At 60.6% G+C, this 26958-nt stretch carries 27 protein-coding genes; 18 read left to right on the top strand and 9 right to left on the bottom strand.

Annotation, left to right across the window (positions count from 1 at the left end):
* The 3 genes from CKW16_RS22625 to CKW16_RS22615 are packed head-to-tail and all read left to right on the top strand — an operon-like array spanning position 1 to position 1677.
* On the top strand, positions 1-363 hold the full coding sequence (locus CKW16_RS22625; RefSeq protein WP_095130776.1) for a CidA/LrgA family protein: 363 nt from the start codon (positions 1-3) through the stop codon (positions 361-363).
* Positions 360-1076: an LrgB family protein gene (locus CKW16_RS22620; RefSeq protein WP_046048700.1), complete on the top strand. Its 717-nt coding sequence runs from the start codon at positions 360-362 to the stop codon at positions 1074-1076. Before CKW16_RS22625 ends, CKW16_RS22620 begins: the two co-directional genes overlap by 4 nt.
* A gap of 10 nt (positions 1077-1086) precedes the next feature.
* Positions 1087-1677 (top strand): LON peptidase substrate-binding domain-containing protein, encoded by a 591-nt coding sequence (locus tag CKW16_RS22615; RefSeq protein ID WP_008152802.1) that lies wholly within the window; start codon positions 1087-1089, stop codon positions 1675-1677.
* On the opposite strand, the gene CKW16_RS22610 is transcribed toward CKW16_RS22615, so the two are convergent.
* A complete protein-coding gene (locus CKW16_RS22610; RefSeq protein WP_095130774.1) occupies positions 1678-2994 on the bottom strand; it encodes a bifunctional DedA family/phosphatase PAP2 family protein in 1317 nt (438 codons plus the stop codon).
* Positions 2995-3186: 192 nt separating this feature from the next.
* Entirely contained in the window at positions 3187-3885 is a 699-nt protein-coding gene (locus CKW16_RS22600) for a DNA-3-methyladenine glycosylase (RefSeq protein ID WP_095130770.1), read from the bottom strand.
* A gap of 189 nt (positions 3886-4074) precedes the next feature.
* Between CKW16_RS22600 and CKW16_RS22595 the strand changes: the two genes are divergently transcribed.
* The 13 genes from CKW16_RS22595 (at position 4075) to CKW16_RS22535 (ending at position 16652) form a co-directional block, all read left to right on the top strand.
* The gene (locus CKW16_RS22595) at positions 4075-5346 is read left to right on the top strand and encodes a glutamate-5-semialdehyde dehydrogenase (protein WP_095130768.1); all 1272 of its coding nucleotides are present in this window, start codon (positions 4075-4077) and stop codon (positions 5344-5346) included.
* Position 5347: 1 nt separating this feature from the next.
* Complete coding sequence (gene nadD / locus CKW16_RS22590) at positions 5348-6037, top strand: nicotinate-nucleotide adenylyltransferase (RefSeq protein ID WP_256580537.1); 690 nt, start codon at positions 5348-5350, stop codon at positions 6035-6037.
* Between the two features lie 72 nt (positions 6038-6109).
* Positions 6110-6604 carry a ribosome silencing factor gene (gene rsfS / locus CKW16_RS22585; RefSeq protein WP_033054148.1) on the top strand — a complete coding sequence of 165 codons (495 nt, stop codon included), beginning with the start codon at positions 6110-6112 and terminating at the stop codon, positions 6602-6604.
* A gap of 9 nt (positions 6605-6613) precedes the next feature.
* On the top strand, positions 6614-7081 hold the full coding sequence (gene rlmH, locus CKW16_RS22580) for a 23S rRNA (pseudouridine(1915)-N(3))-methyltransferase RlmH (protein ID WP_007937439.1): 468 nt from the start codon (positions 6614-6616) through the stop codon (positions 7079-7081).
* A 10-nt stretch (positions 7082-7091) separates the two neighbouring features.
* Positions 7092-8987, top strand: coding sequence for a penicillin-binding protein 2 (mrdA, locus tag CKW16_RS22575; RefSeq protein WP_095130764.1), 1896 nt, complete (start codon positions 7092-7094; stop codon positions 8985-8987).
* 31 nt (positions 8988-9018) lie between these two features.
* On the top strand, positions 9019-10122 hold the full coding sequence (rodA, locus tag CKW16_RS22570) for a rod shape-determining protein RodA (RefSeq protein ID WP_176471595.1): 1104 nt from the start codon (positions 9019-9021) through the stop codon (positions 10120-10122).
* A 17-nt stretch (positions 10123-10139) separates the two neighbouring features.
* The gene (mltB, locus tag CKW16_RS22565) at positions 10140-11150 is read left to right on the top strand and encodes a lytic murein transglycosylase B (protein WP_095130760.1); all 1011 of its coding nucleotides are present in this window, start codon (positions 10140-10142) and stop codon (positions 11148-11150) included.
* Positions 11150-12160 carry a septal ring lytic transglycosylase RlpA family protein gene (locus CKW16_RS22560; RefSeq protein ID WP_095130758.1) on the top strand — a complete coding sequence of 337 codons (1011 nt, stop codon included), beginning with the start codon at positions 11150-11152 and terminating at the stop codon, positions 12158-12160. The genes mltB and CKW16_RS22560 overlap by 1 nt, the downstream gene beginning before the upstream one ends.
* A 182-nt stretch (positions 12161-12342) precedes the next feature.
* Positions 12343-13500 carry a D-alanyl-D-alanine carboxypeptidase family protein gene (locus CKW16_RS22555; RefSeq protein ID WP_095130756.1) on the top strand — a complete coding sequence of 386 codons (1158 nt, stop codon included), beginning with the start codon at positions 12343-12345 and terminating at the stop codon, positions 13498-13500.
* Positions 13501-13580: 80 nt separating this feature from the next.
* A complete protein-coding gene (locus CKW16_RS22550) occupies positions 13581-13856 on the top strand; it encodes a DUF493 domain-containing protein (RefSeq protein WP_064679955.1) in 276 nt (91 codons plus the stop codon).
* Positions 13856-14503, top strand: coding sequence for a lipoyl(octanoyl) transferase LipB (gene lipB / locus CKW16_RS22545; protein WP_095130754.1), 648 nt, complete (start codon positions 13856-13858; stop codon positions 14501-14503). Before CKW16_RS22550 ends, lipB begins: the two co-directional genes overlap by 1 nt.
* A 1-nt stretch (position 14504) precedes the next feature.
* The gene (gene lipA / locus CKW16_RS22540; protein ID WP_059402097.1) at positions 14505-15527 is read left to right on the top strand and encodes a lipoyl synthase; all 1023 of its coding nucleotides are present in this window, start codon (positions 14505-14507) and stop codon (positions 15525-15527) included.
* Positions 15528-15701: 174 nt separating this feature from the next.
* Positions 15702-16652 (top strand): LD-carboxypeptidase, encoded by a 951-nt coding sequence (locus tag CKW16_RS22535; protein WP_095130752.1) that lies wholly within the window; start codon positions 15702-15704, stop codon positions 16650-16652.
* A 144-nt stretch (positions 16653-16796) separates the two neighbouring features.
* On the opposite strand, the gene CKW16_RS22530 is transcribed toward CKW16_RS22535, so the two are convergent.
* The 5 genes from CKW16_RS22530 to leuS form a co-directional block, all read right to left on the bottom strand.
* Positions 16797-18119, bottom strand: coding sequence for a lytic murein transglycosylase (locus tag CKW16_RS22530; protein WP_095130750.1), 1323 nt, complete (start codon positions 18117-18119; stop codon positions 16797-16799).
* Between the two features lie 62 nt (positions 18120-18181).
* Positions 18182-18346 (bottom strand): alternative ribosome rescue factor ArfA, encoded by a 165-nt coding sequence (arfA, locus tag CKW16_RS22525; protein ID WP_008152840.1) that lies wholly within the window; start codon positions 18344-18346, stop codon positions 18182-18184.
* Positions 18347-18591: 245 nt separating this feature from the next.
* A complete protein-coding gene (holA, locus tag CKW16_RS22520) occupies positions 18592-19629 on the bottom strand; it encodes a DNA polymerase III subunit delta (protein ID WP_095130748.1) in 1038 nt (345 codons plus the stop codon).
* A gap of 39 nt (positions 19630-19668) precedes the next feature.
* Positions 19669-20274 (bottom strand): LPS assembly lipoprotein LptE, encoded by a 606-nt coding sequence (lptE, locus tag CKW16_RS22515; protein ID WP_095130817.1) that lies wholly within the window; start codon positions 20272-20274, stop codon positions 19669-19671.
* An 88-nt stretch (positions 20275-20362) separates the two neighbouring features.
* Positions 20363-22969, bottom strand: coding sequence for a leucine--tRNA ligase (leuS, locus tag CKW16_RS22510; protein ID WP_095130746.1), 2607 nt, complete (start codon positions 22967-22969; stop codon positions 20363-20365).
* A 279-nt stretch (positions 22970-23248) separates the two neighbouring features.
* On the opposite strand from leuS, the gene CKW16_RS22505 reads away from it, so the two are divergent.
* The gene (locus tag CKW16_RS22505) at positions 23249-23569 is read left to right on the top strand and encodes a hypothetical protein (protein WP_095130744.1); all 321 of its coding nucleotides are present in this window, start codon (positions 23249-23251) and stop codon (positions 23567-23569) included.
* A 108-nt stretch (positions 23570-23677) separates the two neighbouring features.
* Entirely contained in the window at positions 23678-24439 is a 762-nt protein-coding gene (locus tag CKW16_RS22500; RefSeq protein ID WP_095130742.1) for a YdcF family protein, read from the top strand.
* A 147-nt stretch (positions 24440-24586) separates the two neighbouring features.
* Here the strand turns inward: CKW16_RS22500 and lnt are convergent, their stop codons facing one another.
* Entirely contained in the window at positions 24587-26110 is a 1524-nt protein-coding gene (gene lnt / locus CKW16_RS22495) for an apolipoprotein N-acyltransferase (protein ID WP_095130740.1), read from the bottom strand.
* An 8-nt stretch (positions 26111-26118) separates the two neighbouring features.
* Entirely contained in the window at positions 26119-26958 is an 840-nt protein-coding gene (locus CKW16_RS22490) for an HlyC/CorC family transporter (protein ID WP_008152854.1), read from the bottom strand.

Genomic DNA, 26958 nt, shown 5'->3' with positions numbered 1-26958 from the left:
ATGTTGTTACGTGGCCTGACCTGGCTGGTGCTGTTCCAATTGCTGGGCACAGCCATCAACCACTTGTTTTTACCGGTACTGCCGGGGCCGATTGTCGGCCTGCTGTTGCTGCTGGTGTTCCTGATCAGCCGTGGCCAGGTCGGCGAACCGCTGAACCTCGCGGCCAGCAGTCTGCTGCGTTACCTGCCGTTGTTGCTGGTGCCGCCAGCCGTAGGTGTGATGGTTTACGCTAAAGACATTGCCGCAGATTTCTGGGCCATCGTCGGTGCGCTGGTGTTATCACTGTTGCTGTCCCTGGCCTTCGCTGGCGTGCTGATGCAGCGCATGGTCAAGCGTCACGCTCATCGTGAGGACAGCCAATGATCTTCGACTGGCACGGCGCCTGGACGTCGGTGATTCATCATCCGTTGTTCGGTATCGGTATTACGCTGGGGGCTTATCAGCTGGTGCTGGCGGCGTATGAGAAAACCCGCTGGATCTTTCTGCAACCAGTATTGGTCTCGATGCTGCTGGTGATCGGCGTATTGGTGGGTTGCGGCCTGACCTATGCCGAGTACCGCAAGAGCACCGAGATCCTCAGCATCCTGCTCGGGCCTGCGACCGTCGCGCTGGCTGTGCCGCTGTACCTCAATCTGCGACGCATTCGGCAGTTGTTCTGGCCGATATTTACTACGCTGGTGATAGGTGGCGTCGTCGCCACTGGCATGGGCGTATTGCTGGGCTGGTCGTTTGGTGCCGAACACATGATCCTGATGACCATGGCGCCGAAGTCGGTGACGTCGCCGATTGCCATGCTGGTGGCGGAGCAGATCGGTGGTGTTGCGGCGCTGGCGGCAGTGTTCGTGTTGATTACCGGGGTGATCGGGGCGATATTCGGGCCGAGTCTTTTGACCCGGCTGGGTGTGCACAGTCCTGAGGCGCGCGGTATGGCACTGGGCATGACGGCGCACGCGGTCGGCACTGCGGTGGCAATGCAGGAAAATGAAGAATGCGGCGCCTTCGCGGCGCTGGCGATGAGTCTGATGGGCGTGGCCACGGCAGTTTTCCTGCCGTTGGCGGTGTCGATGGTGGTGTAAGGAAATGTCTATGAGCTTGCCGCTTTTTCCGCTGAACACGGTGTTGTTTCCTGGCTGCATCCTCGATTTGCAGATCTTCGAGGCGCGCTACCTGGACATGATCAGTCGCTGCATGAAACAGGGCGGCGGCTTCGGCGTGGTGTGCATCCTCGACGGCGAAGAAGTCGGCATCGCCCCGGCGGGCTACGCGCTGGTCGGATGCGAGGCGCTGATCACTGATTTCAAACAGCAGGACAATGGCTTGCTGGGCATTCGGGTGCAGGGCGGACGGCGTTTCCACGTGTTGCGCACCGAGATTCAGCGCGATCAGCTGACCGTCGCCGAGGTCGAGTGGCTGGAGGACGAACCTGAGCAACCGCTGCAGGACGAGGACGCCGACCTGGTTGCGCTGCTCAAAGCCTTGGCCGAACACCCGATGGTCGAAGCGTTGAACATGGGCACTGAAGCAACCGGGCAGCAGTCACTGGCCAATCAGTTGGCGTACCTGTTGCCGTTTGCCGAAGTGGACAAGATCGACCTGCTGCAACTCGATGATCCGCAGCAGCGACTGGATGCGATTCAGGCGCTGCTGGATGAGTTGCAGGGTGAGTTGTTTGCCTGATCAGTAGGCATACCGCAACATCGCATGCGGCAAATGCCGCAGCGCAAAGAACCCGAACAGCGCTACCATCGCCGGCAACACCAGCCACCAGACCTTCGGTGGCATGGCGTTGAGCGGCGCCGGGCGCTGACTCAGCCACAAGCTCGCGGCACACACGCACGCCGCCAGCATGGCGCCGGCCAGCACATCCGTTGGCCAGTGCGCGCCCAGGTACACCCGGGACAGGGCAATCGCCAGCGCTGGCAAGCAACCTAACAGCAACCAGGTCAGACGCATGCGCGGCGGTTGTCCGCGGCCGGCCAGCACGGCCAGCGTCAGAAACAGCGCAAAAGAGCCCGAGGCGTGGCCGCTGGGCATGCTGTAGCTGGTCAGGGGATCGCTCAACACTTCCGGGCGTACGCGGGCGAAAAAGTGTTTGGTCGCGGTGTTGCCCAGCGCGGTGCACAGCAGGGTGCTACCGGCGAAAATCGCCTGGCGCCATTGCCGGGTGAGCAGCAGCAAACCCGTCAGCAGGGCGCTGAACAACAGCATGTTGCGAAACTCGCCGATCAGCGTGAACGTCACCGCCACTTCATCAAGCAGCGGGCTGCGGTGTTCCTGCACCAGGGTCATCAGGCCTTGATCCAGGGCGGTCAGGTGCGGATAGCCGATAAACAGTCCCGCCAAAATCAGGAAGCTCATTCCGGTAATCAGCATCGTCGCTTTGCGATGACGGCGCAGACTGCTGGTGGCGCTCAAGCCCACCATGACGACGATGCTACCGGCGACGATGCCGGCCTCAGGCCAAAACCCTTCCGGCAAAGGCAAGCGAATCGCCGCGCCTGTGGCCCAGCCGGGCAGCAGATAGGCAACGGTCCAGCCAGCGGCGGCCAGCAGGCTGACGGCGGCGAAGCGCGGGAAGGGCATGTCGAACATCCCCGCGACCATCGGCAGCATTGGCCGTAGCGGGCCGATAAAGCGCCCGACCAACAGGCTGGCGATGCCGTAACGCTGGAAATACGCCTCGGCACCGGCGATCCATTCCGGATGATGGCGCAACCCTGGCAGGCGCCGGATGTTCTGATGGAAATGTCGCCCGAGGAAGTACGAAATGATGTCGCCCAGCACGCCGCCGAGGAACCCCAGCAACAGCGTTTCGCCCAGAGACAGCGCGCCGCTGCCGGCCAGAACCGCCACGGCAAACAGCAGCACCGTGCCGGGCACGATCAGCCCGGCAATCGCCAGGCATTCTACGCAGGCCACTATGAACACCGCCGCGGCCAGCCATTGCGGGTTGACCGTCAACCAACCGGTCACGCTATCGAGCCATTGGCCCATAAAAACAACTCCATCAAATAATCAATCGGTCCCAAGGGACGAACACAATCTTCAAAACACTACAGATCCCATGTGGGAGCGGGCTTGCTCGCGAAAGCGGACTGACAGTCAACATTGATATCGACTGGCATGGCCCCTTCGCGAGCAAGTCGAATCGTCGCACCGCCGCTCCCACAGGGGGATTTTCATTGTTCATGTCAGCAAAAAATAATCGCGACCTTCGATCTGCCCCCGTCGCAGCGGGTTTCTCGTGCAATACGGCGCGTAAGTCGAATCGACGAAGCGGTACATCAAATGCTCATCGCGGCCGTGCGGAATGCCCAAACGCGTGGTTTGTATGATGTGAACAGGCGCCGGGCCGACATCTTCCACCAGCAGCACTTCATGGTCGAAGCGCTTGGCGTCCCAGACCGGCACCTTCAGGCCCAGCGCCTTGCAGAGCAAAGTTTGTCCGGCGCAAAGCTTTTGCGAGGGGCGAGGGCGACCTTGGGCGTCGGGATTGTTCAACAGCATTTGCGCGAGGCTCGCCGGCCCGCTCAAGTCATCGACCCACGGATAGGCGGATTTGATCAGCACAGCATTGCCCGGACCCTGTGCGCTGAAGTTCAGGGAATCGCCGCCTCGGGCGTAGTACATATAGATGTGGCCGCCATCCAGAAACAAAGCCTTACGTTTTTCTGTGTAGCCGAGGGAGGCGTGGCTGCCTTTTTCTTCGAAGTAATAGGCTTCGGTCTCGATAATCCGGGCGCTGAGCCACAGGTCGCCGACCCGGTGACGAATGACTTTGCCGAGTAAGTCCTGGGCCAGCGTTTGGGCGTCTCTGTCGAAAAATGCATCCGCGAGCCCCTCGGGCGTGCTCGTTGCGGACGTGGGAACAGTCAGGTTGGTCATGATGAACGGCGTTTATCAGGGCTGATTGAGTCGCGATGATAACAATTTGCAGCTTAATCACGGCTGAACGTCGGCAAATTGCCCTCCATTTCGACCATCCGCCCGTCACCGCTGTTAGTCGAGGGACGCGGCAGCTATAATCTGCCGCTTTACTCTTTACCAAGACCTTAGCAAAGACCACTCCAGACCATGACTGAGTCCGTTCTTGACTACATGACCCGCCTGGGTCGCGCTGCCCGCGAAGCTTCTCGCGTCATCGGCCGTGCCAGCACCGCGCAGAAAAACCGCGCCTTGCAGGCAGCTGCCAATGCGTTGGACGCTGCTCGCGCCGAGCTGACGGCTGCCAATGAACTGGATTTGGCCGCTGGCCGCGCCAATGGTCTTGAGCCGGCATTGCTTGAGCGTCTGGCGCTGACCCCGGAACGCATCGACGGCATGATCGTAGGTTTGCGTCAGGTAGCGGCTCTGCCGGACCCGGTCGGCGCGATCCGCGACATGAGCTTTCGGCCGTCGGGTATTCAGGTCGGCAAGATGCGTGTGCCGTTGGGCGTCATCGGGATTATCTACGAATCCCGGCCGAACGTGACCATCGATGCCGCCAGCCTGTGCCTGAAGTCCGGCAACGCGACCATCCTGCGCGGCGGCTCCGAGGCGATTCATTCCAACCGTGCCATTGCCGCCTGCATCCAGCGCGGTCTGGCCGAAGCCGAACTGCCCGCTGCCGTGGTGCAAGTGGTCGAAACCACTGACCGCGCCGCGGTTGGCGCGCTGATCACCATGCCTGAATACGTCGACGTTATCGTGCCCCGTGGCGGCCGTGGCCTGATCGAGCGCGTTAGCCGTGACGCCCGCGTACCGGTTATCAAGCATCTGGACGGCATCTGTCACGTTTACGTCAGTGCTCACGCCGACCTGCCGAAAGCCCAGCGCATCGCGTTCAACGCCAAGACTTATCGCTATGGTATCTGCGGTGCCATGGAGACCCTGCTGGTGGACCAATCGGTCGCCAAGGATTTCCTGCCATCGATGGCTGCACAATTCCATGAAAAAGGCGTCGAGCTGCGCGGCTGCGAACGCACCCGGGCGATCATCGAGGCTGTTGCAGCGAGCGAAGAAGACTGGAACACCGAGTATCTGGCGCCGATTCTTTCGATCCGTGTGGTCGACGGGCTGGACCAGGCCATCGAACACATTAACAAGTACGGCTCCCATCACACCGATTCGATCGTCAGCGAAAACCTTGCCGACACCCGGCGTTTCGTCGCGGAAGTCGATTCATCGTCGGTGATGATCAACACCCCGACGTGCTTCGCCGATGGCTTCGAATACGGATTGGGTGCCGAGATTGGCATTTCTACTGATAAGCTGCACGCCCGCGGCCCGGTGGGCCTCGAAGGTCTGACCTGCGAGAAGTACATCGTGGTCGGTGATGGCCAGTTGCGCGGCCAGGCGTCGGACTGACTTGGGCGACCACGACCTGTCAGTCCCGGTAACCGCCAGCGAGCCTGCGCCTCGACGCATTGGCATGCTGGGCGGGACCTTCGACCCGGTGCACATCGGCCATTTGCGCAGTGCGCTGGAAGTCGCCGAATCGCTGGCGCTCGATGAGCTGCGTCTGACACCCAGTGCCAGACCGCCTCATCGCGGTACGCCGCAGGTGTCGGCGAAAGACCGTCTGGCGATGGTCGAGTGCGCGGTGGCCGGTGTGGCGCCGCTGGTGGTGGACGCCCGCGAATTGCAGCGGGACAAACCGTCCTACACCATCGACACCCTGGAACTGATGCGCGCAGAACTTGCCGCCTCCGACCAGGTTTTTCTACTTTTGGGCTGGGACGCATTTTGCGGCCTACCCACTTGGCACCGCTGGGAAGAGTTGCTCCAGCATTGCCACATCCTGGTGCTGCAACGCCCGGATGCCGACAGCGAACCGCCGGATGCCTTGCGCAATCTGTTGGCGGCACGCTCGGTGAGCGACCCGCTGGCCCTCAAAGGGCCGAGCGGACAGATTGCATTCGTCTGGCAGACACCGCTCGCGGTATCCGCCACCCAGATCCGTCAACTGCTGGCCAGCGGTAAGTCGGTACGTTTCCTGGTGCCCGACGCGGTCCTGGCCTACATCGATGCGCACGGTCTCTACCGTGCGTCGAACTGAAAAAGGGCGCGCTTCAAAACACGTGAACGCGTGTACCGAAGCGCCCGAACATACGAGCAAAACGAGTTTTATATGACGAACAAAGACGTAACTAAAGTAAAGCGCAAAGGCACGTTCAAGAGCGCCCCGCTGCCAGTAGAAGTTCCAACCGGCCCTGAGCTGCGCGGCGAAGAGCTGGTCAAGGTTGCCGTAGCGGCCCTGGAAGACGTGAAAGGCCAGGACATTCAGGTAATCGACGTTCGTGAAAAGCAGAGCATCACTGATTTCATGATCATCGCTACCGGTACGTCCAACCGCCAGATCGGCGCGATGCTGGACAAGGTCCGCGAGGCGGTCAAAGCCTTGGGCGTCAAGCCGCTGGGTGAAGAAGGCAAGGGCGACAGCGACTGGGTGTTGCTGGATATGGATGATGTCATCGTGCACATGATGACCGCTTCGGCTCGTCAGTTTTACGACCTGGAGCGTCTGTGGTCCGGTGCAGAACAGAGCCGTGCTCTGAACGCGGCTCACCACAGCCCGGAAAACACCCATGAGCATTTCGTCAAGCTCAACAAAGACCAGCAATAAGGGACCGCTGTGCGACTGCGACTGATCGCCGTCGGTTCACGCATGCCCAAGTGGGTGGAAGAAGGCTGGCATGAATATGCCAAGCGTCTTCCGTCCGAGCTGGCGCTGGAACTGGTGGAAATACCGCTCAACACCCGTGGCAAGAACGCCGACGTGGCGCGCTTCATCCGTCAGGAAGGCGAAGCCATGCTGGCCAAGGTCGGGCCGAACGAGCGTGTTGTGACCCTCGAAGTCCACGGCAAGCCCTGGAGCACCGAGCAACTGGCGGTCGAGCTCGATCGCTGGCGGTTGGACTCGCGCACGGTGAATTTCATGGTCGGCGGCCCCGAAGGGCTGGCGCCGGAAGTCTGTGCCCGGGCCGATCAGCGCTGGTCGCTCTCACCGTTGACGTTGCCGCACCCGCTGGTGCGAATCCTGATCGGCGAACAGCTGTATCGTGCCTGGACAGTCCTGTCCGGCCACCCTTACCACAAGTAGTTCTGCCCTCATGCCCCAGCCGATCCGCATCAAGGACCACGAAAAAGACGCCCGTCTGGTGCGTGGCCGCGTCGTGTTCGGGGCAATTGCGGTGGTGGTGCTGATCTGTGTGCTGATCGCGCGGCTGTATTTCCTCCAGGTGATTCAGTACGAGTACCACTCGACCCTGTCGGAGAACAACCGCGTCCATGTGCAGCCGATTCCGCCGACTCGCGGGCTGATTTTCGATCGCAATGGCGTGGTGGTGGCCGATAACCGGCCCAGCTTCAGCCTGAGCATGACCCGCGAGCGCTCTGGCGACTGGCAGCAAGTGCTCGACGTGATTGTTGAAGTGCTGGAGCTGACGCCCGAGGACCGGGTGATCTTCGAGAAGCGCATGCGTCAGGGGCGCCGGCCGTTCGAGCCGGTGCCAATCCTGTTCGAGCTGACCGAAGAACAGATCGCCCGCATCGCGGTGAATCAGTTCCGTCTGCCGGGGGTGGAAGTGGTCGCGCAGCTGGTGCGTCACTATCCGCAGGGCCCGCACTTTGCGCACTCGGTGGGTTACATGGGGCGGATCAACGAGAAAGAGCTGAAGTCGCTCGATCCGGTCAATTACAGCGGCACCCACCACATCGGCAAGACCGGTATCGAGCGTTTCTACGAGCCCGAGCTGCACGGTCAGGTGGGTTACGAAGAAGTCGAGACCAACGCTCGAGGCCGCGTGTTGCGCGTGCTCAAGCGTACCGATCCGATTCCCGGCAAGGACATCGTCCTGAGCCTGGACATCAAATTGCAGGAAGCGGCCGAAGCTGCACTCGGCGGTCGTCGTGGTGCGGTGGTCGCGCTGGACCCGAAAACCGGCGAAGTGCTGGCGATGGTCAGTGCGCCGAGTTTCGATCCGAACCTGTTCGTCACCGGCATCAGCTTCAAGGCCTATGCCGAGCTGCGCGATTCCATCGACCGGCCACTGTTCAACCGCGTGCTGCGCGGCTTGTACCCGCCGGGTTCGACCATCAAGCCGGCCGTGGCAATTGCCGGCCTGGATGCTGGCGTTGTGACCGCGTCGAGTCGGGTGTATGACCCCGGCTATTACCAGTTGCCCAACTACGATCACAAATACCGTAACTGGAACCGTACCGGTGACGGCTACGTCGATCTGGACACGGCGATCATGCGGTCCAACGACACCTACTTCTATGACCTTGCCCACAAACTGGGAATCGATCGCTTGTCGGCGTACATGAGCAAGTTCGGCATCGGCCAGAAGGTTTCGCTGGACATGTTCGAAGAGTCGCCGGGGCTGATGCCTACACGTGAGTGGAAGCGTGCAACCCGGCGTCAGGCCTGGTTCCCGGGCGAAACGCTGATTCTCGGGATCGGTCAGGGCTACATGCAATCAACGCCATTGCAACTGGCCCAGGCCACGGCGCTGGTCGCGAACAAGGGTGTCTGGAACCGTCCGCACCTGGCCAAGACCGTCGAAGGCGAGCGGCCAAAGGATGAAAACCCGATGCCGGACATCATCCTGCGTGATCCGTCCGACTGGACCAAGGTCAACCACGGCATGCAACAGGTGATGCACGGTGCCCGGGGTACGGCACGCAAAGCGGCGATCGGTTCGCAATACCGCATCGCGGGCAAAAGTGGTACGGCCCAGGTCGTCGCGATCAAGCAGGGCGAGAAGTACGACCGCTCCAAGGTTCAGGAACGCCATCGCGACCACGCCTTGTTCGTCGGCTTCGCACCGGCCGACAACCCGCAAATCGTGGTGTCGGTGATGGTCGAGAACGGCGAGTCCGGTTCCGGCGTCGCCGCCCCCGTGGTGCGTCAAATCATGGACGCCTGGCTTCTGGACCAGGACGGTCGGTTGAAGGCCGAATACGCCAGCCCTATCAGTGTGGAGGCTACGGCCCGTGAAGAGTAATTTCGATCGCATCCTCTCCAGCGAGGATGTGATGCGTCGCCGCGCGACGCTGTTACAACGCATGCACATTGACGGCCCGTTGCTGATCCTGCTGCTGACCCTCGCCGCCGGCAGCCTGTTCGTGCTGTATTCGGCCAGCGGCAAAAGCTGGGATCTGCTGGCCAAGCAAGCCACTTCGTTCGGCATCGGCCTGGTGTCGATGATCGTCATCGCCCAATTCGAGCCGCGCTTCATGGCCCGTTGGGTGCCGGTTGGTTATGTGGTCGGCGTGCTGTTGCTGGTCGTCGTGGACGTCATGGGCCACAACGCCATGGGCGCCACGCGCTGGATCAACATTCCCGGGGTGATCCGCTTCCAGCCCTCGGAATTCATGAAGATTCTGATGCCGGCGACTATCGCCTGGTATCTGTCCAAGCGCACCTTGCCGCCGCAGCTCAAGCATGTGGGCGTCAGTCTGTTTCTGATCGGTTTGCCGTTTATCCTGATCGTGCGTCAGCCCGACCTCGGCACTTCGCTGCTGATCCTCGCCGGTGGCGCGTTCGTTCTGTTCATGGGCGGCCTGCGCTGGCGCTGGATTCTCAGCGTGATTGCCGCGGCTGTGCCGGTGGCGGTCGGCATGTGGTACTTCGTCATGCACGACTACCAGAAGCAGCGAATCCTGACCTTCCTCGATCCCGAAAGCGATCCGCTGGGCACTGGTTGGAACATCATTCAATCGAAAGCCGCCATCGGTTCCGGCGGTGTGTTCGGCAAGGGCTGGTTGCTCGGCACCCAGTCGCACCTGGACTTCCTGCCGGAAAGCCACACCGACTTCATTATTGCGGTCATGGGCGAAGAATTCGGCCTGGTGGGGATCTGCGCACTGCTGCTGATTTACCTGCTGTTGATCGGCCGCGGGCTGGTGATTACCGCCCAGGCCCAGACATTGTTCGGCAAATTGCTCGCGGGCAGCCTGACCATGACGTTTTTTGTTTACGTTTTCGTCAACATCGGTATGGTCAGTGGCCTGTTGCCGGTTGTGGGGGTGCCGTTGCCGTTCATTAGCTACGGAGGAACTTCGCTGGTGACGCTTTTGTCAGCGTTTGGGGTTTTGATGTCGATCCATACCCATCGCAAGTGGATCGCTCAGGTTTGAATAAGGTGAAGATTTCAATGCAAGTAATGCGTGGCTGGGCGACTCGATATGCGCCATGGGTCGGCCTGGTAAGCATCCTTGGCACAGCGCATGAAGCGTTGGCCGGCGATTACGAAGGCTCACCGCAGGTGGCTGAATTCGTCGGTGAAATGACCCGCGACTACGGTTTCGCCGGTGAACAACTGATGGACGTGTTCCGCGAAGCCGAGCGCAAGCAGTCGATTCTGGACGCGATCTCGAAACCGGCCGAGCGGGTCAAGCAGTGGAACGAATATCGCCCGATGTTCATCACCGACGCGCGCATCGCCCGTGGTGTGGACTTCTGGCGTCAGCACGAGGCGGTACTGGCCCGTGCCGAGCAGGAATACGGCGTGCCGGCGCAGGTTATTGTTTCGATCATCGGCGTTGAGACCTTTTTTGGTCGTAATACCGGCAATTTTCGGGTAATCGACGCCTTGTCGACCCTGGGTTTCGACTATCCTCCCCGTGCCGAATTTTTCCGCAAGGAATTGCGTGAGTTCCTGTTGCTGGCCCGGGAAGAGCAGGTCGATCCGCTGACTCTCAAAGGCTCTTACGCTGGCGCGATGGGCTTGCCGCAGTTCATGCCGAGCAGTTTTCGCGCCTATGCGGTGGACTTTGACGGTGACGGCCACATCAATATCTGGACCAATCCGGACGATGCCATTGGCAGCGTCGCCAGTTATTTCAAACGTCACGGCTGGGTCGCCGGCGAACCGGTGGTCAGCCGCGCCGATGTGCGTGGCGATCAGGTGGACCAAGGTTTGACCACGGGCATCGAACCGACTAAAACCGTCGGGGAGTTGCGGGCGCTGGGGTGGTCAAGTCATGATGCGCTGCGCGATGATATGCCGGTCACGGCTTTCCGCCTGGAAGGTGACAATGGCCCCGAATACTGGATGGGCCTGACGAATTTTTACGCAATCACGCGTTATAACCGCAGCGTGATGTACGCCATGGCCGTACATCAACTGTCTGAACAGCTGGTCCAAGCACGGGGCGTCAAGTAATGCGGGCATTGCCTATGAATAAACCCCTGAAGCTGATGGCATTCGCCGCGTTGGCAGTGCTGGTCGCCAGTTGTTCGACCAGCCGTGCGCCGGCCCAGAAGTCTTCCACCGCCGTGCGCTCGACGCCGGGGCTGGACATCAATCGGGCTCACAAGGATGGCGCGCCATGGTGGGATGTTGACGTTTCGCGCATCCCGGACGCCACGCCTACCCTGCATTCCGGCCCGTACAAGGCCAGCCCGTACTCGGTACTGGGCAAAACCTACTTTCCGTTGCAAGAATCCAAGACGTATGTCGCCTCGGGCACTGCGTCCTGGTACGGCACCAAGTTCCACGGTCAGAACACCGCCAACGGCGAAGTCTATGACCTGTACGGCATGAGCGCCGCACACAAGACCTTGCCGCTGCCGAGTTACGTCCGGGTGACCAACCTGGACAACAACAAGAGCGTAGTCCTGCGAGTCAACGACCGCGGGCCGTTCTACTCGGACCGAATCATCGACTTGTCTTACGCGGCCGCCAAGAAGCTCGGCTATGCCGAAACCGGTACCGCGCGGGTCAAGGTCGAAGGCATCGACCCGCAGCAATGGTGGGCAGCCAAAGGCCGTCCGGCGCCTTTAATGCTTAACGAGCCGCAAATCTCGCAAAATAGCGCCCCGACGATTACGGCTTCGGCCGGCACCGTCGAGCAATGGACGCCACCGCCGCAGCAACACGCCGCGGCCGTTGTGCCCTCGCCGATCGATGCAAAAAAAAACGCTTCTGTACCAGCCTCTGGCCAGTATCTGCAGGTGGGCGCGTTCGCCAACCCGGACGCTGCAGAACTCCTGAGATCGAAGCTCAGCGGGATGGTGAGCGCTCCGGTGTTCATCAGCTCGATCGTGCGCAATCAACAGACGCTGCATCGGGTGCGCCTGGGGCCGATCGGCTCGCCGGGTGAAATCCAGCAAGTGCAGAACAGTGTGCGCCTGGCCAATCTCGGTTCGCCGAGCCTGGTCACTGCCGAGTAATACGTAGTACTTGATTGACGGTTCGCTTGCGGTTTGGGGGGTGGACCTGGTTGTTGGCTCGTTGAAGAACAAAAGCCCGGCAAGGGTCTGAGTGAACAACTGAACACGCGACAGCTCGTTAGAAAGCTGTCTGATTAGTTTTGCCCCTTAGGGCAGTTTCCATTAGCGATTTCGAGAGACGGATGAACATCACCACCTTTGCCAAACGCCTGTGCCTGCTAGTCCCGCTGCTCCTCTCGCCTGCCGCTTTCGCGGTCGAGATGATGCCGTCGCCACCGCAACTGGCCGCCAAAGCCTATGTACTCATGGACGCCAGCAGCGGCAACGTGCTGGTGGAGAACAACGGTGACCAGCGTCTGCCGCCGGCCAGCCTGACCAAGCTGATGACCGCGTACATCGCGACCCTGGAAATCCGTCGTGGACAGATCGGCGAAAACGACCCGGTGACCGTCAGCGAAAACGCCTGGCGTACCGGCGGTTCGCGGATGTTCATCAAGGTCGGCTCGCAAGTCACTGTCAGCGACCTGCTGCACGGCATCATCATTCAGTCGGGTAACGACGCCAGCGTTGCGCTCTCCGAGCACATCGCCGGCAGTGAAGACGCTTTCGCTGACATGATGAACAAAACCGTGGCCGATCTGGGCATGACCAACAGCCACTTCATGAACCCGACCGGTCTGCCGAACCCTGAGCACTACTCGTCGGCTCACGACATGGCGGTGCTGGCTCGCGCGATCATCCACGAAGACCCGGCTCACTACGCGATCTACTCGCAGAAAGAGTTCTTCTGGAACGGCATCAAGCAACCTAACCGTAACCTGCTGCTGTGGCGCGACAAGACGGTTGATGGCCTGAAAACCGGCCACACCGACGAAGCCGGCTATTGCATGGTGTCTTCGGCTGTACGTGACGGCATGCGCCTGATCGCCGTGGTATTCGGCACCAATAGCGAAGTGGCTCGCGCCTCTGAAACCCAGAAGCTGCTGACTTACGGTTTCCGCTTCTTCGAAACCCAGACGTTCTATCAGAAAGGCGCCGAGCTGGCTCAGGCTCCCGTCTGGAAAGGCACCACCAATCAAATCAAGGCCGGCCTGGCTGAAGACTTGACCATGACCCTGCCAAAAGGCCAGCTGAAAAAGCTTGCCGCCAGCATGACCATGAACCCGCAACTGATTGCGCCGATCGCCAAGGGCGACGTAATCGGTAAAGTCGAAGTGAAACTGGACGACAAAGTCGTGCACAGCGCTGACCTGATCGCTCTGGACGCGGTCGACGAGGGTGGTATCTTCCGCCGCATGTGGGATAGCATCCGTCTATTCTTCTACGGCTTGTTCAACTGAATTAGTGTGGACTTGCATGGCCCTGTTCCAATCCGGATCGGGGCCATGTCCGTTGCCACGGCTTACGAGGCCGTTACGCCATGACAGACACCGAAGTAAAGGCGCCAAAAATCGAATTCCCCTGCGCGGATTACCCTATCAAGGTGATCGGTGACACCGGCGTGGGTTTCAAGGACAAGATCATCGCAATCCTTGAAAAACACGCGACCGTTGACCACGAGACCCTGGCCGAGCGCCAGAGTACCAACGGCAAGTACACGACCATCCAGCTGCACATCATCGCCACCGGTCAAGAACAGCTGTACGACATCAACAGCGAGTTGCGGGCTACCGGTTTCGTGCACATGGTGCTGTGATGTCCGGCACGCTGGGCTTTCGCGAGCTCGGCCAGATGGCTTACGAGCCGGTCTGGCATGCCATGCAACGCTTCACCAACGAACGCGGCAGCGATGCCGCGGACGAAATCTGGCTGGTCGAGCACCCACCGGTGTTCACCCAGGGCCAGGCCGGCAAGGCCGAGCACGTGTTGCTCCCAGGGGATATTCCGGTGGTAAAGGTTGATCGCGGTGGTCAGGTGACTTATCACGGTCCCGGCCAATTGGTGGCCTACCTGTTGCTCGATGTGCGCAAGCTGGGTTTCGGCGTGCGTGACCTGGTCAGCCGCATGGAACAATGCCTGATCGAGTTACTGGCCAGCTACGGCGTCACTGCCGTGGCCAAGCCGGATGCACCGGGTGTCTACGTCAATGGGGCGAAAATCGCTTCTCTGGGTCTGCGGATCCGCCACGGTTGCTCCTTTCATGGCCTGGCCCTGAATGTGGACATGAACCTGGAACCGTTTCGACGGATTAATCCCTGCGGCTACGCCGGGCTGGCGATGACCCAGCTGAGCGATCACGCAGGATCGATTGAATTTGCCGAGGTAAGTGCCCGGCTGCGCGCGCAGCTCGTCAAACACCTCGACTATGCTGAGCAGACGACCCTAACGGGCGGAATCGACTGATATGACTACTGATGCAGTGCAAACCATGATCCCGACGCTGGATGTCACCGAGCGTCCGGCCCCGCGTGCCAAGGTTGAAGCCGGCGTCAAGCTGCGCGGCGCCGAGAAGGTTGCACGTATCCCGGTGAAGATCATTCCGACCACCGAACTGCCGAAGAAACCTGACTGGATTCGCGTGCGTATCCCGGTTTCCCCGGAAGTCGACCGCATCAAGGCCCTGCTGCGCAAACACAAGCTGCATAGCGTTTGCGAAGAAGCATCTTGCCCGAACCTGGGCGAATGCTTCTCCGGCGGCACCGCGACCTTCATGATCATGGGTGACATCTGCACCCGTCGCTGCCCGTTCTGCGACGTCGGCCACGGTCGTCCGAAGCCACTGGACGTCAACGAGCCGGAAAGCCTGGCTATTGCCATCGCCGACCTGAAACTCAAGTACGTAGTGATCACCTCGGTTGACCGCGACGACCTGCGTGACGGCGGTGCACAGCACTTTGCCGATTGCATCCGCGAGATCCGCAAGCTGTCGCCGAACGTGCAGCTCGAAACCCTGGTTCCGGACTACCGTGGCCGTATGGACGTTGCGCTGGAAATCACCGCTGCCGAGCCGCCGGATGTGTTCAACCACAACCTGGAAACCGTGCCGCGCCTGTACAAGGCCGCGCGTCCGGGTTCGGATTACCAGTGGTCGCTGACCCTGCTGCAACGCTTCAAGCAGATGATGCCGCACATTCCGACCAAGTCCGGCCTGATGCTGGGTTTGGGCGAGACCGACGAAGAAGTGATCGAAGTCATGAAGCGCATGCGCGAACACGACATCGACATGCTGACCCTGGGCCAGTACCTGCAGCCGTCCCGCAGCCACTTGCCGGTCCAGCGTTTCGTGCACCCGGACGTGTTCGCCTGGTTCGCCGAGGAAGGTTACAAGATGGGCTTCAAGAACGTCGCTTCCGGCCCACTGGTACGTTCCTCGTACCATGCTGACGAGCAGGCGAAACTGGTTAAAGCCGAGCTGATGTCGTCCTGATCAGCTGCAAGACATGAAAACGCCCGCAAGGCATTGCGCCTTGCGGGCGTTTTTTTGCCTTGCCCACGGCAATTAGCGCTTTTTCCTGCAACCTGCGGGGCGACTGACCCTCTTCTGTTTGTCCCCGTTCCTGACTACTGTGTGCTTGACGCTTTCACGCAGGGAGATTCATGGATGACCGTTCGACCGACTCACACCCTTTGTCCTCACGCACCCGTTCCGGCCTTGCCGTCGGAAGGGCTGATTGGCGTCATCGCGCCCGCCGGTCCCGCGGCGCTGGACACCGATAAGGCCATCGCCTGGATGCGCGCTCGCGGATATTCACTGCGGGTTTTCCCTGGCGTGTACGAGAAAGATGATTATCTAGCCGGCAGTGATGATGTACGGCTCAATGACCTGCACGCGGCGTTTGCCGACAGTGAGGTCGACGCCATCATATGCATGCGTGGGGGGTACGGTACGCCGCGGTTGCTCGATCGCATCGACTTTGAATTGCTGCGCAACAATGCCAAGCCGTTCATCGGCTACAGCGACATCACCGCGCTGCACTTGGCGATCAGCCGTTATGCGGGCTTCGTGACCTTTCATGGCCCGATGCTCAACGCCGACCTGCTGGGTGACAAGCAAAAACCTACCGAGTCTTCATTCTTCAACATGCTCAGAGGACAGGTGAAGGCCGGTAGCGTGTTGACGCACCCGGTGGCCTACCCGTTGACCACAATCGAGCCTGGTATCGCTCACGGGCGTTTGCTGGGGGGCAATCTGTCGCTGATCGCCGCAACCATGGGCACGCCGTATGAGATGGACGCCGAGGGCGTCATCCTGTTCATCGAGGACATCAACGAGCCGCTGTATCGCATCGACCGACTGCTGACCCATCTGCGTCTGGCCGGCACGCTGCACAAGCTGCGCGGGGTTCTGGTGGGGGATGTGGCGGGGGTTGAAACGGTTGCGTTGGAGCGCTTGCTCAAGCAGACCTTTGCGCCTTTGCGGATACCGGTGTTGTCCGGTTGGCGTAGCGGGCATTGCGATCCGAACCTGACGTTGCCGATGGGGGCGCTGGTCAGGCTGGATGCGGGGAACAAGGAGTTGGTGTTGGAGCAGGATGTGGTGATCAGGGCTTAGATGTTCATCGCCTGACAGTCCGCCTTCGCGAGCAAGCCCGCTCCCACATTCGACCGTATTCCTATGAGAGAACTCGGTCACCTGTGGGAGCGGCGGTGCGACGATTCGACTTGCTCGCGAAGGCGGCATCCGCCATACCGCTGACTATCGGTTACGCAGGCCTTCCAGCAACTTGTGCGTCGGATACCCATCCGCCGGCCAGCCAAACGACTGCTGGGCGCTGCGGATCGCCTTGCGGGTGTTGGCGCCGATAATGCCGTCAGCGTTGCCCGCGTCATAATTCTGCGCGCTCAACAGACTTTGCAATTCGATCCGCTCGGTTCGGCTCAGTGGCAAATCATCCTTGGGCCATGTGCCGTTGATCAGGCCCGCACCGTTGAAACGCTCGGACAACAGGCTAACGGCCAAGGCGTAAGACGACGAGTTGTTGTACTTGAGGATCGCGCGGAAGTTGTCGAGGACCAGGAACGCCGGGCCACGGTAACCGGCCGGCAGCAGCAGGGCGGCAGACAGGTGTTCGGAGCCTGCCGGGACCTGGCCGCCATTGGGCAGGGTGACGCCCAGTTGCAGCCATTCGGCGACGCTCTTGCGAATAGTGCCATCGGCCAGGACGTAGTTGAAACTGCCCGGTAGCTGCACTTCAAAGCCCCACGGCTGGCCTTTCTGCCAGCCTGAGCTTTGCAGGTAGTGCGCCGTCGAGGCCAGCGCGTCGGCCGGGCTGCCCCAGATATCGCGGCGGCCGTCGCCATCGAAGTCCACGGCGTGGGTGTTGTAAGTGGTCGGGATGAACTGGGTCTGGCCCATGGCACCCGCCCAGGAACCAAGCATTTTCTCAGGCTCGATATCACCCTGTTGCAGGATCTGCAGGGCGGCGATCAGTTGCGCGTGGGCAAACCCGGGACGCCTGCCTTCATAGGCCAGGGTCGCCAGGGAATTAATCACCGACTTGTTGCCCTGGAACTGCCCGAAGTTACTTTCCATGCCCCACACCGAGACCAGTGCCTGACGATCGACGCCGTAGCGCTGCTCGATGCTTTGCAGGATGTCGGCATATTGGCTGACCAGCGCCTCGCCTTTGCGTACCCGTAGCGGCGAAAGGGCGCCGTCGAGGTATTCCCACACCGGTTTTGCGAATTCCGGTTGGCTGCGATCGGCACGGATCACGCTGGTGTCGAGACTGACATTGGCGAAGGCGCGGTCGAACAGATCGGCGCGGATACCGGCGGCCAGAGCGTCCTTGCGGAAACCTGCCTGCCATTCGGCGAAGGTCTGGGTGGGCTGGATATCGAGATTTTCACCAGTCGGAACCACGGGCGGAATGATCGCAGGGGCTGTCGCGACGGGGAGGGTCTGAAGCGGCTTGGCGTCGGCTGCGGTCGGTTTTTCCGCGCAGGCGACTAGCAAAACGAGGCTGGAGGCAGCTATCAGTTGGCGCAGGGGCCAACGACGGGAAATACAAAGGGGCATGCACGGGTCCAGGGAGTACGAATCAGGTGCAGACCTTAACATGTTGAGCGAGCGCTTGCCTTTCAGGCCGCCAGAAAGTAAGAAGCCTCCCAGCTATTAGACTGGAAGGCTTCGCGGCGGTAGCTGCCTTTGCCCTTGCCGGCGGGTTCCTGACGGCTGCGGAACAGTGGCTGGGCGATGATGGATTTGGCCTTGTTGGGGCCATTTTTGGATGGCTTTTTGCTCATGATCAGATCTCTCGATTGAGTGGGTTTTGCGGTGGGAAATATTCTGCCGAAGTTGGGGTTCTGTCTATAGGGCAAATGGATGTGAGTAGTGTAGGAAACCTCCGTAGCAGCTGGCGAAGCCTGCGTTCGGCTGCGCAGCAGTCGTAAAATCAGACAGCACGGTGTGTCAGGATGATCCGGAACTCAGGGTTTACGACTGCTGCGCAGCCGAACTCAGGCTTCGCCAGCTGCTACATAGGGCGTGTTTACTCGGCAGGCAAGTTCAGCCGCTGGCCGGCCATCAACAACGATAACCGACTCAAACTCATCCACGGCGAACCGGCCGCCTGGCCTTTGATCTGTGCGTCGATGCGCTGCGCTTCCAGCAATAGCTGCGCCCAGCGTTGCGCCGAGTAGCGTTGCAAGGCTTTGCTCATCAATGGTTTGCGTTTGTCCCAGACCGGCGGTCGGGCAGAGCTGAAGGCTTTGTCCAGTGGCACGCCCTGGCTGTACTGCAGCGACAGGTTGGCCAGCAGACGCAGCTCCCGGGCCAGCGCCCAGAGAATCACTGGCGGTTCGACACCTTCACCGCGCAGCCCTTCGAGCATGCGCAGGGCATGAGCCGCTTCGCCGTTGAGAATCGCATCAGTCAGGCCAAAGACATCGAAGCGCGCACTGTCGGCCACGGCCGCTTGCACGGTTTCAACGGTGATCTGACCACCTTCGGCCATCAGCTTGAGCTTTTCGATTTCCTGGGCTGCTGCCAGCAGGTTGCCTTCGACCCGTGCGGCGATCAGTTCGACGGCGTCCTGGCTGGCGGAAAGCCCGGCCTGGGACAACCGTTGACGGATCCAGCTTGGCAACTGGTTGGCATCCACCGGCCAAATTTGCACGAACTGAGTGTGCTGGCCTTCGACCAGCGCCTTGCCCCACTTGGTTTTCTGCGCGCTGCCATCCAGCTTGGGCAGGCTGATCAGCAGTATTGTGTCTTCGGCCGGTCGCGAGCAGTACTCGATAAACGCGGCAGCGCCTTTGTCACCGGGCTTGCCGGACGGCAGACGCAATTCCAGCAGGCGCTTTTCGGCGAACAGCGACATGCTCGCGCCGGCTTGCAGCAACGTTCCCCAGTCGAAACTGGCGTCGGCGGCGAAGACCTGGCGCTCGTCGAATCCCTGTTGGCGGGCGGCGGCACGAATGGCGTCGGCGGCTTCCTGACACAGCAGTGGGTCATCGCCACTGATGATGTAGACCGGCGCGAGGGCACCTTGCAGGTGTTTAGCGAGTTGGGCGGGGGCGAGTTTCATAGGAGAGGTCGAACGGGGCGCCTGAGCGCCCCGTAAGTCTTATTGCTGCGGCAGTTCGATTGGCGACTGGCGCGGGGTTTGCGCTTCAGCCTTCTGTGCCGCTTCCAATGCATCGGCTTCAGCCTTGGCTCTGGCGTTGGCGGTCTGTTGCAGCTGATCCAGCTGAGCCGGAGAGAGCTGTTGCAGACGCAACATCATCCGTTGAACCAGGTCACGACGGGTTTCCTTGCGGGCGTCGTTGGCTTCCTGGTCGGAGCCCACCAGGTTGTTGCCGTCGTGGATAAAGATTTTTTGCACTTCGAGTTTGTCGCTCAGCAGCGTCAAGTTGCTCTCACCACGGATGTCGTAGTTCAGCACTGTGCTCACCTGATACTCGCCAGTACGACCGGCACCTGCGTAGCTGAGGATGCGCTGGCTTTCCTGCTCATCGGTCAGCACCAGCTTGTAAGGTGCACCGCTGTAGACCTTGACGCCGCTGCTTTCCAGCACCTGACGCAGTTGCGTCACGGTTTCGCCGTAGGCGTTGCGGGCACTCAGGTCGAGTTCCTTGATCGCCAGTTCAGTAGTGCCGGTGCCGCGCAGCTGGAAACCGCAGGCGCTTAACAGGACCGCAAGGCCCATCACCAGCAAATTGCGTTTGATCATCTTGTTGCTCCCCTTGAAACCATGTGGGCCGATCATGCGGCCCGAAAGGTTTTACTCGGCGCCAGGCATGACCTGGCGCCTGATCCAATTAGCTGGCGACGATATTGACCAGTTTCCCGGGCACTACGATCACTTTACGAATGGTCAGACCGTCGACAAAACGCAGCACGTTCTCATTGGCCCGTGCGGCGGCTTCGACTTCTTCGCGGCTGGCGCTGGCGGGCATTTCGATGTGGCCGCGCAGCTTGCCGTTGACCTGGATGACCAGTTGCAGGCTGTCCTGCACCAGCGCGCTTTCGTCCAGCACCGGCCAAGCGGCGTCGATCACCGGATCGGCGTGACCCAGGCGATGCCACAGCTCGTGGCTGATGTGCGGGGTGATCGGCGCCAGTAGCAGGACCACGGTTTCCAGACCTTCGTGAATCAGTGCGCGATCCTGCCCGGTGCCTTGCGGGGCTTTTTCCAGCACGTTCATCAGTGTCATCACCTGAGCGATGGCGGTGTTGAATTTGTGGTTCTGGCCGACGTCGTGGCTGGCCTGCTTGATGGCCTGGTGGATCGAACGGCGAATGACTTTCTGTTCGTCATTCAGGCTGGCGACGTCCAGTTTGCCCGGCAGGCCCTGAGTGACGTGGGCTTGAGCCAGGCGCCAGACGCGCTTGAGGAAGCGGTGCGAACCTTCTACTCCAGAGTCGGACCATTCCGCGCTCATGTCGGGTGGCGAGGCGAACATCATGAACAGGCGGCAGGTGTCTGCGCCGAACTGGTCAATCATCGACTGTGGGTCAACGCCGTTGTTCTTCGACTTGGCCATCTTCTCGGTGCCACCGATTTCCACCGGCAGGCCGTCTGCGATCAGCTTGGCGCTAACTACTTTGGCTTTGCTGTCGCGTTCGAGTTCGACGTCCGCCGGGTTGAACCACGTGTAGGCACCGTTGGCTTCGCGACGATAGTAGGTCTCGGCGATCACCATGCCTTGGGTCAGCAGGTTCTTGAACGGCTCGTTGGAGCTCACCAGGCCTTCGTCGCGCATCAGCTTGTGGAAGAAGCGCGCGTACAGCAGGTGAAGAATCGCGTGTTCGATACCGCCGATGTACTGATCAACCGGCAACCAATGGTCGGCCGCCGATTTTTCCACCAGACCGCCTTCATAGTGCGGCGAGGCGTAACGGGCGTAGTACCACGAGGACTCGACAAAGGTGTCCATGGTGTCGGTTTCACGCTTGGCAGGCTGGCCGCATTTCGGGCAGCTGCACTCATAGAACTCGGGCATGCGTGCCAGCGGCGAACCCGCGCCGTCCGGTACGACGTCTTCCGGCAATATGACTGGCAACTGATCTTCCGGGACCGGCACATCACCGCAGGTGTTGCAGTGGATGATCGGGATCGGGCAGCCCCAGTAGCGCTGGCGGCTGATGCCCCAGTCGCGCAGGCGGAACTGGGTGCGCGAGGCGCCGAGGTTCTTCTTGATCAGCGCGACTTCGATGGCGTCGAAAGCGCCCGCGAAGTCGAGGCCATCGAACTCGCCGGAATTGATCAGTGTGCCGTATTCGTTGTAAGCGTCCTGCCACGGAGTCGGCGTTTCGTCGCCAGCGCTGGTGTGCACGACAGGTTTGACCGGCAGGTTGTATTTGGTGGCGAACTCGAAATCACGTTCGTCGTGCGCCGGGACGGCCATTACCGCGCCGTCGCCATAGTGCATCAGCACATAGTTGGCGACCCACACCGGGAGTTTCTCACCGGTCAGAGGATGCTCGACGAACAGCGAAGTGCGCAGGCCTTTTTTCTCTTGGGTGGCGACGTCGGCTTCGGCGACGCTGCCGCCCTTGCATTCAGCGATGAACGCTTGCAGCTCAGGGTTGTTCTGCGCGGCCAGGGTCGCCAGATGGTGTTCGGCGGCTACGGCAACGTAGGTCGCGCCCATCAGGGTGTCCGGACGGGTAGTGAACACTTTCAGAACACCGGCTTCGCCGATGGAAGCGACGTCGTACGGGAACTGCACTTCCATGCCGCGGGATTTGCCGATCCAGTTGCGCTGCATGGTCTTGACCTGTTCAGGCCAGCCAGTCAGTTCGTCGAGGCTCTCCAGCAGCTCATCCGCGTAAGCAGTGATCTTGAAGTAGTACATCGGGATTTCGCGCTTTTCGATCAGCGCGCCGGAACGCCAGCCGCGACCGTCGATCACCTGTTCGTTGGCCAGAACGGTCTGATCGACCGGGTCCCAGTTCACGGTGCCGCTTTTTTTGTAAATTACGCCTTTTTCGAACAGGCGAGTGAACAGCCATTGTTCCCAGCGGTAGTAATCAGGCTTGCAGGTGGTGACTTCGCGGGACCAGTCCACCGCGAGGCCCAGGCTGCGCAGCTGGGTTTTCATGTAGGCGATGTTTTCGTAGGTCCACTTGGCGGGCGCTACGTTGTTCTTCATCGCAGCGTTTTCCGCCGGCATGCCGAAGGCGTCCCAACCCATGGGTTGCAGGACGTTCTTGCCTTGCATGCGCTGGTAGCGGGAGATCACGTCGCCGATGGTGTAGTTGCGCACGTGCCCCATGTGTAGCTTGCCGCTGGGGTAAGGGAACATCGACAGGCAGTAGAAAGTCTCCTTGCCTGGCTGTTCACTGACTTCAAAGGACTTTTGCTCGTCCCAGAACGACTGGGCGGCGGCTTCGATTTCACGGGGCTGATATTGTTCGTGCATGGCTACTTTTGAACTGAATAGGGGTGGCCTAATCCTCTTCAATGCAACGCTGGACGGTGATCACGCCAAATCGGCGTTTCGGTGCCCAGACGAGCTGGAAGTGGAGTTACAGGAAGCGCCGTAGCATACATGACCGCACTCTACCGAGGGAAACCCTGATTACTGCTGCGGGTCGCCCAAAAACCGCTGCGAGGGCCGTTGGTCGCAGCATTCAGCCGGTTTGTTCACGGAAGCTAAGCTCTAAATGGGGAGTGAGTCTTATCTTCAATGAGGTGATGGATGGTTGAGTCACGGCAAAAAGTTACAAAACCGGAGCTGTACGAAAGATTGATCGATCGTCTGGGAATGGCCCTGGACGCGGCAAAAACCGCTGACCGGTTACGCGATGAGCGTCCGCTGGAACTGGAATTGCGTGGCTTGAGCCCCGCAGAGTTTGCACTGGTCAAGGCGTATCTCGATCGCAGTGAACGTGAGACACACGGATGCTTGTCAGAAGCAGTGAAGCAACTCGACGCACCACGTTCGGCCAAGATCATCTGGCTCAAGGACAAGGTTCCCGGCAGGGACGCAGTAAAAGTCCGGTCTTTGCAATTCAAGTAAGGACACTGGAAGTAATGTCTGATGTATTTGTGAAGCATAGTCCTTTCGTATTTGTTGTCGCATTGCGTCAACCCACTTAGGCTTCGGGCATCTTTTTGGAGATGCTCGATGCCTTTTCGATATTTCGTTAAACAACTCCTGTTGCCGCCCGGCATTCTTTTGCTGCTGTTGGTGCTTGCCTGGTGGTTGCGTCGCTCAAGACCGCGCCTTGCCGGGTTGTGCTTTGCGTTGGGCGTGGGTGGCTTCTGGCTGATGAGCTTGCCGGTGGTGGTGCAGTGGGGCGCCAAGGCGCTGGAGCGTGAAGCGCCGCTGGCCCGCGATGAATGGGCGACATTGGCTCAGCACGCTGACGCGATTGTAGTGCTGGGCGCGGGGCGTGAACGTGGCGATCTGGCCTGGGGCGATGACCAGCCGACGGGTGTGGCGCTGCAGCGCGAGCGTTATACGGCGCGGCTGGCCAAGGCATCGGGCTTGCCGGTCCTGACCAGTGGCGGCCTGCATTACGGCACGCCGCCGACTGAAGCCAGGTTGATGGCTGACTCGTTGCAAGATGATTTCGGCGTGACGGTGCGTTGGCAGGAAGGGCGCAGTCGCACGACCTGGGAGAACGCGCAGTTCAGCGCCGAGGTGTTGTTGCCGCAAGGGATCAAGCGTGTGGTGATCGTGACTCAGGCCTGGCACATGCCGCGAGCAGTCTGGAGTTTCAAAAAGGCAGGTTTTGAAGTGGTGCCAGCGCCGATGGGGTTCTTGGGTGTGGACAACGCTCGGCCACTGGGCGGCTGGATGCCGGAATTCAAATCGATCTGGCAGAGCGGGCAGTTGTTGAATGAGGCGGTGGGGCAGATCGGGTATTCACTTTTTTACCGCTGATTCACTGTGGCGAGGGGGCTTGCCCCCGTTCGATCGTTCCCACGCTCCGCGTGGGAATGCATCCCGTGACGCTCTGCGTCACAGCGTCAACAGCGGAACGCGGAGCGTCCCCGGCGGCATTCCCACGCGGAGCGTGGGAACGATCATTTAGACGGTTTTGGCCATCCGGCTCGCGACCAGCGCCCAGCCAAACAACAACATGCAAATAATGATCAGCGGCCACGAACGCCATTGCAGATAGGGCGTCAGGTTGTGCATTGGCACCACTTCACCGTACAAAATACCGCGCTCGAACTGCGGGATCTGCACGGTGATCTGGCCGAACGGGTTGATCAAACCGGTCACGCCGTTGTTGGTGGCGCGGATCATCCAGCGACCAGCCTCCAGTGCGCGCATCTGCGCCATTTGCAAGTGTTGCAGCGGGCCGATGGACGTACCAAACCAGGTGTCGTTGCTGATGGTCAGCAGCAGATCGCTACGCGCCGCAAGGCTGGCGGCGAATTCGGGGTAAACCACTTCGTAGCAGATGAACGGCGCAATCTGATAACCCTTGGCCTGCAGCATCGGCTGATCGGCCGGGCCACGGGCAAAGTCCGACATCGGCAGGTCGAAGAAGGCGATCAGCCCGCGCAGCACGTCCTGTAACGGAACATATTCGCCAAACGGCACCAGCTTCTGTTTGAGGTAAGTGCCATCGCCTTCGCCCACGACGGTGATGCCGTTGTAGAAACGCTTCTGGTGATGGACTTCCTCGCGAATCGGCACGCCGGTAATCAGCGCGGACTTACGCTCTGCCGCGAAGTTTCCCATCATGTTCAGGTAGCCCTCGGCGGACTCCTTGAGCACCGGGATGGCCGTTTCCGGCCAGATCAGCAAGTCGACCGGTTTCGAGCTGAAACTCATGTCGCGGTACAGCGCCAACTGCGCGTTGAGCTGCGCCGGGTCCCACTTCATGCTCTGTTCGATGTTGCCCTGAATCGCCGCGACACTCAGCGGAGCACCCGACGGGGTTGTCCAGGCGTGTTCCTTGAGCGCCATGCCGGCCACCCAAGGGCCGACCAGCAGCAACACACCCGCGGCGATGAAGCCTTTGCGGCCGGTGCGTACCAGACGCAAAGCGTTATAGATCAGCGCGGCCGTCAGGGCCAGGGTGAAGGAGATCAGCCACATCCCGCCGAGTGGCGCGAGCCCGGCCAACGGGCCGTCGAGCTGGCTGTAGCCGGAATAAAGCCAGGGAAAACCGGTCAGGAACCAGCCGCGAAAGGCTTCCTGACCGACCCACAGCGCCGAGAACGCCAAGGCATCGGCCAGCGGTGCTTCGTTACGGCGCAGCCAGCGCGCCCAGATCCAGGCGGGCAGGGCGAAGAACCAGGCGATCGCCGCCGTGAAGATCAGCATCAGGAAACCGGCCAGCAGCACCGAAGCGCCGCCGAAGTGGTGAATGCTGTAGTAGATCCAACTGGTGCCAGCGCCAAACAGGCCAAAACCGAAACACCAGCCACGGCCCAGGGCCTGACGTGGGTTCAGTTCACGCAAGCCGGCATAGAAGAAGCCGACCGCCAGCAACGCCAACGGCCAGATATCGAATGGCGCCAGGGCCAGGGTGGTGAGTGCACCGGCCGCCACGGCCAGCAGGTTACCGGGCCAGCCGGGGCGGGTTACGCGGAGCATGTCAATCCTTAACGGGCAATGGGTGTCAGGCGCAGCAGGTGAATCCGACGGCTGTCGGCGTTCAGGATGCGGAAGCGATAAGGGCCGATTTCAGTGATTTCGTTGCGTTTTGGCAGGTGCCCGAACGCGCTCATCACCAGACCGCCGACAGTGTCGAATTCGTCATCGGAGAATTGACTGTCGAAGAACTCGTTGAAGTTCTCGATCGGCGTCAGGGCCTTGATCAGGAAGTCACCGCTGGGCAGCGGCTTGATGTAGCTGTCTTCTTCGACGTCATGCTCGTCTTCGATGTCGCCGACGATTTGTTCCAGTACGTCTTCGATGGTCACCAAGCCCGCCACGCCGCCGTATTCGTCAATGACGATCGCCATGTGGTTGTGGTTGGCGCGGAACTCGCGCAGCAGCACATTCAGACGCTTGGACTCGGGCACGAAAGTGGCCGGGCGCAGCAGGTCCTTGATGTTGAAGCTGTCGCCGTTCTCCTTGAGGATCAGCGGCAGCAAGTCCTTGGCCAGCAACACGCCCATCACGTCATCGTGGCTTTCGCCGATCACCGGGTAGCGGGAGTGGGCCGAGTCGACCACGGCAGGCAGGAACTCGCGGGGTGTCTGGGTCGCCTTGATGCTGATCATCTGCGAGCGCGGGACCATGATGTCCCGTACTTGCAGGTCAGCAACCTGGATGGCGCCTTCGACGATGGCCAGCGCTTCGCTGTCCAGCAACTTGTTTTGGTGTGCATCGCGCAGCAGCTCCAGCAGCTCCTGGCGGTTCTTCGGCTCGTGGGCAAAAGCCTGGGTGAGCTTACCCAGCCATGACTTTTGCCCGTTGCTCGATCGATCTTCGCTCAT

Source organism: Pseudomonas sp. Irchel s3h14 (genome assembly GCF_900187425.1).
GTDB lineage: Bacteria > Pseudomonadota > Gammaproteobacteria > Pseudomonadales > Pseudomonadaceae > Aquipseudomonas.
Note: the sequence above shows the minus strand (reverse complement) of the source record. Positions and strands in the feature narration are given on the sequence as shown.

Bases quoted from the DNA above. Each gene is read 5' to 3' on its own strand.
- lptE (WP_095130817.1), bottom strand. From the start codon at position 20,274: ATGATCAAACGCAATTTGCTGGTGATGGGCCTTGCGGTCCTGTTAAGC.
- mrdA (WP_095130764.1), top strand. From the start codon at position 7,092: ATGCCCCAGCCGATCCGCATCAAGGACCACGAAAAAGACGCCCGTCTG.
- CKW16_RS22535 (WP_095130752.1), top strand. From the start codon at position 15,702: ATGACCGTTCGACCGACTCACACCCTTTGTCCTCACGCACCCGTTCCG.
- rodA (WP_176471595.1), top strand. From the start codon at position 9,019: ATGCGTCGCCGCGCGACGCTGTTACAACGCATGCACATTGACGGCCCG.
- rsfS (WP_033054148.1), top strand. From the start codon at position 6,110: ATGACGAACAAAGACGTAACTAAAGTAAAGCGCAAAGGCACGTTCAAG.
- CKW16_RS22595 (WP_095130768.1), top strand. From the start codon at position 4,075: ATGACTGAGTCCGTTCTTGACTACATGACCCGCCTGGGTCGCGCTGCC.
- CKW16_RS22555 (WP_095130756.1), top strand. From the start codon at position 12,343: ATGAACATCACCACCTTTGCCAAACGCCTGTGCCTGCTAGTCCCGCTG.
- CKW16_RS22500 (WP_095130742.1), top strand. From the start codon at position 23,678: ATGCCTTTTCGATATTTCGTTAAACAACTCCTGTTGCCGCCCGGCATT.
- CKW16_RS22530 (WP_095130750.1), bottom strand. From the start codon at position 18,119: ATGCCCCTTTGTATTTCCCGTCGTTGGCCCCTGCGCCAACTGATAGCT.
- lipB (WP_095130754.1), top strand. From the start codon at position 13,856: ATGTCCGGCACGCTGGGCTTTCGCGAGCTCGGCCAGATGGCTTACGAG.
- arfA (WP_008152840.1), bottom strand. From the start codon at position 18,346: ATGAGCAAAAAGCCATCCAAAAATGGCCCCAACAAGGCCAAATCCATC.
- CKW16_RS22610 (WP_095130774.1), bottom strand. From the start codon at position 2,994: ATGGGCCAATGGCTCGATAGCGTGACCGGTTGGTTGACGGTCAACCCG.
- CKW16_RS22600 (WP_095130770.1), bottom strand. From the start codon at position 3,885: ATGACCAACCTGACTGTTCCCACGTCCGCAACGAGCACGCCCGAGGGG.
- CKW16_RS22625 (WP_095130776.1), top strand. From the start codon at position 1: ATGTTGTTACGTGGCCTGACCTGGCTGGTGCTGTTCCAATTGCTGGGC.
- CKW16_RS22490 (WP_008152854.1), bottom strand. From the start codon at position 26,958: ATGAGCGAAGATCGATCGAGCAACGGGCAAAAGTCATGGCTGGGTAAG.
- leuS (WP_095130746.1), bottom strand. From the start codon at position 22,969: ATGCACGAACAATATCAGCCCCGTGAAATCGAAGCCGCCGCCCAGTCG.
- CKW16_RS22560 (WP_095130758.1), top strand. From the start codon at position 11,150: ATGCGGGCATTGCCTATGAATAAACCCCTGAAGCTGATGGCATTCGCC.
- CKW16_RS22550 (WP_064679955.1), top strand. From the start codon at position 13,581: ATGACAGACACCGAAGTAAAGGCGCCAAAAATCGAATTCCCCTGCGCG.
- CKW16_RS22615 (WP_008152802.1), top strand. From the start codon at position 1,087: ATGAGCTTGCCGCTTTTTCCGCTGAACACGGTGTTGTTTCCTGGCTGC.
- lnt (WP_095130740.1), bottom strand. From the start codon at position 26,110: ATGCTCCGCGTAACCCGCCCCGGCTGGCCCGGTAACCTGCTGGCCGTG.
- CKW16_RS22505 (WP_095130744.1), top strand. From the start codon at position 23,249: ATGGTTGAGTCACGGCAAAAAGTTACAAAACCGGAGCTGTACGAAAGA.
- CKW16_RS22620 (WP_046048700.1), top strand. From the start codon at position 360: ATGATCTTCGACTGGCACGGCGCCTGGACGTCGGTGATTCATCATCCG.
- holA (WP_095130748.1), bottom strand. From the start codon at position 19,629: ATGAAACTCGCCCCCGCCCAACTCGCTAAACACCTGCAAGGTGCCCTC.
- lipA (WP_059402097.1), top strand. From the start codon at position 14,505: ATGACTACTGATGCAGTGCAAACCATGATCCCGACGCTGGATGTCACC.
- mltB (WP_095130760.1), top strand. From the start codon at position 10,140: ATGCAAGTAATGCGTGGCTGGGCGACTCGATATGCGCCATGGGTCGGC.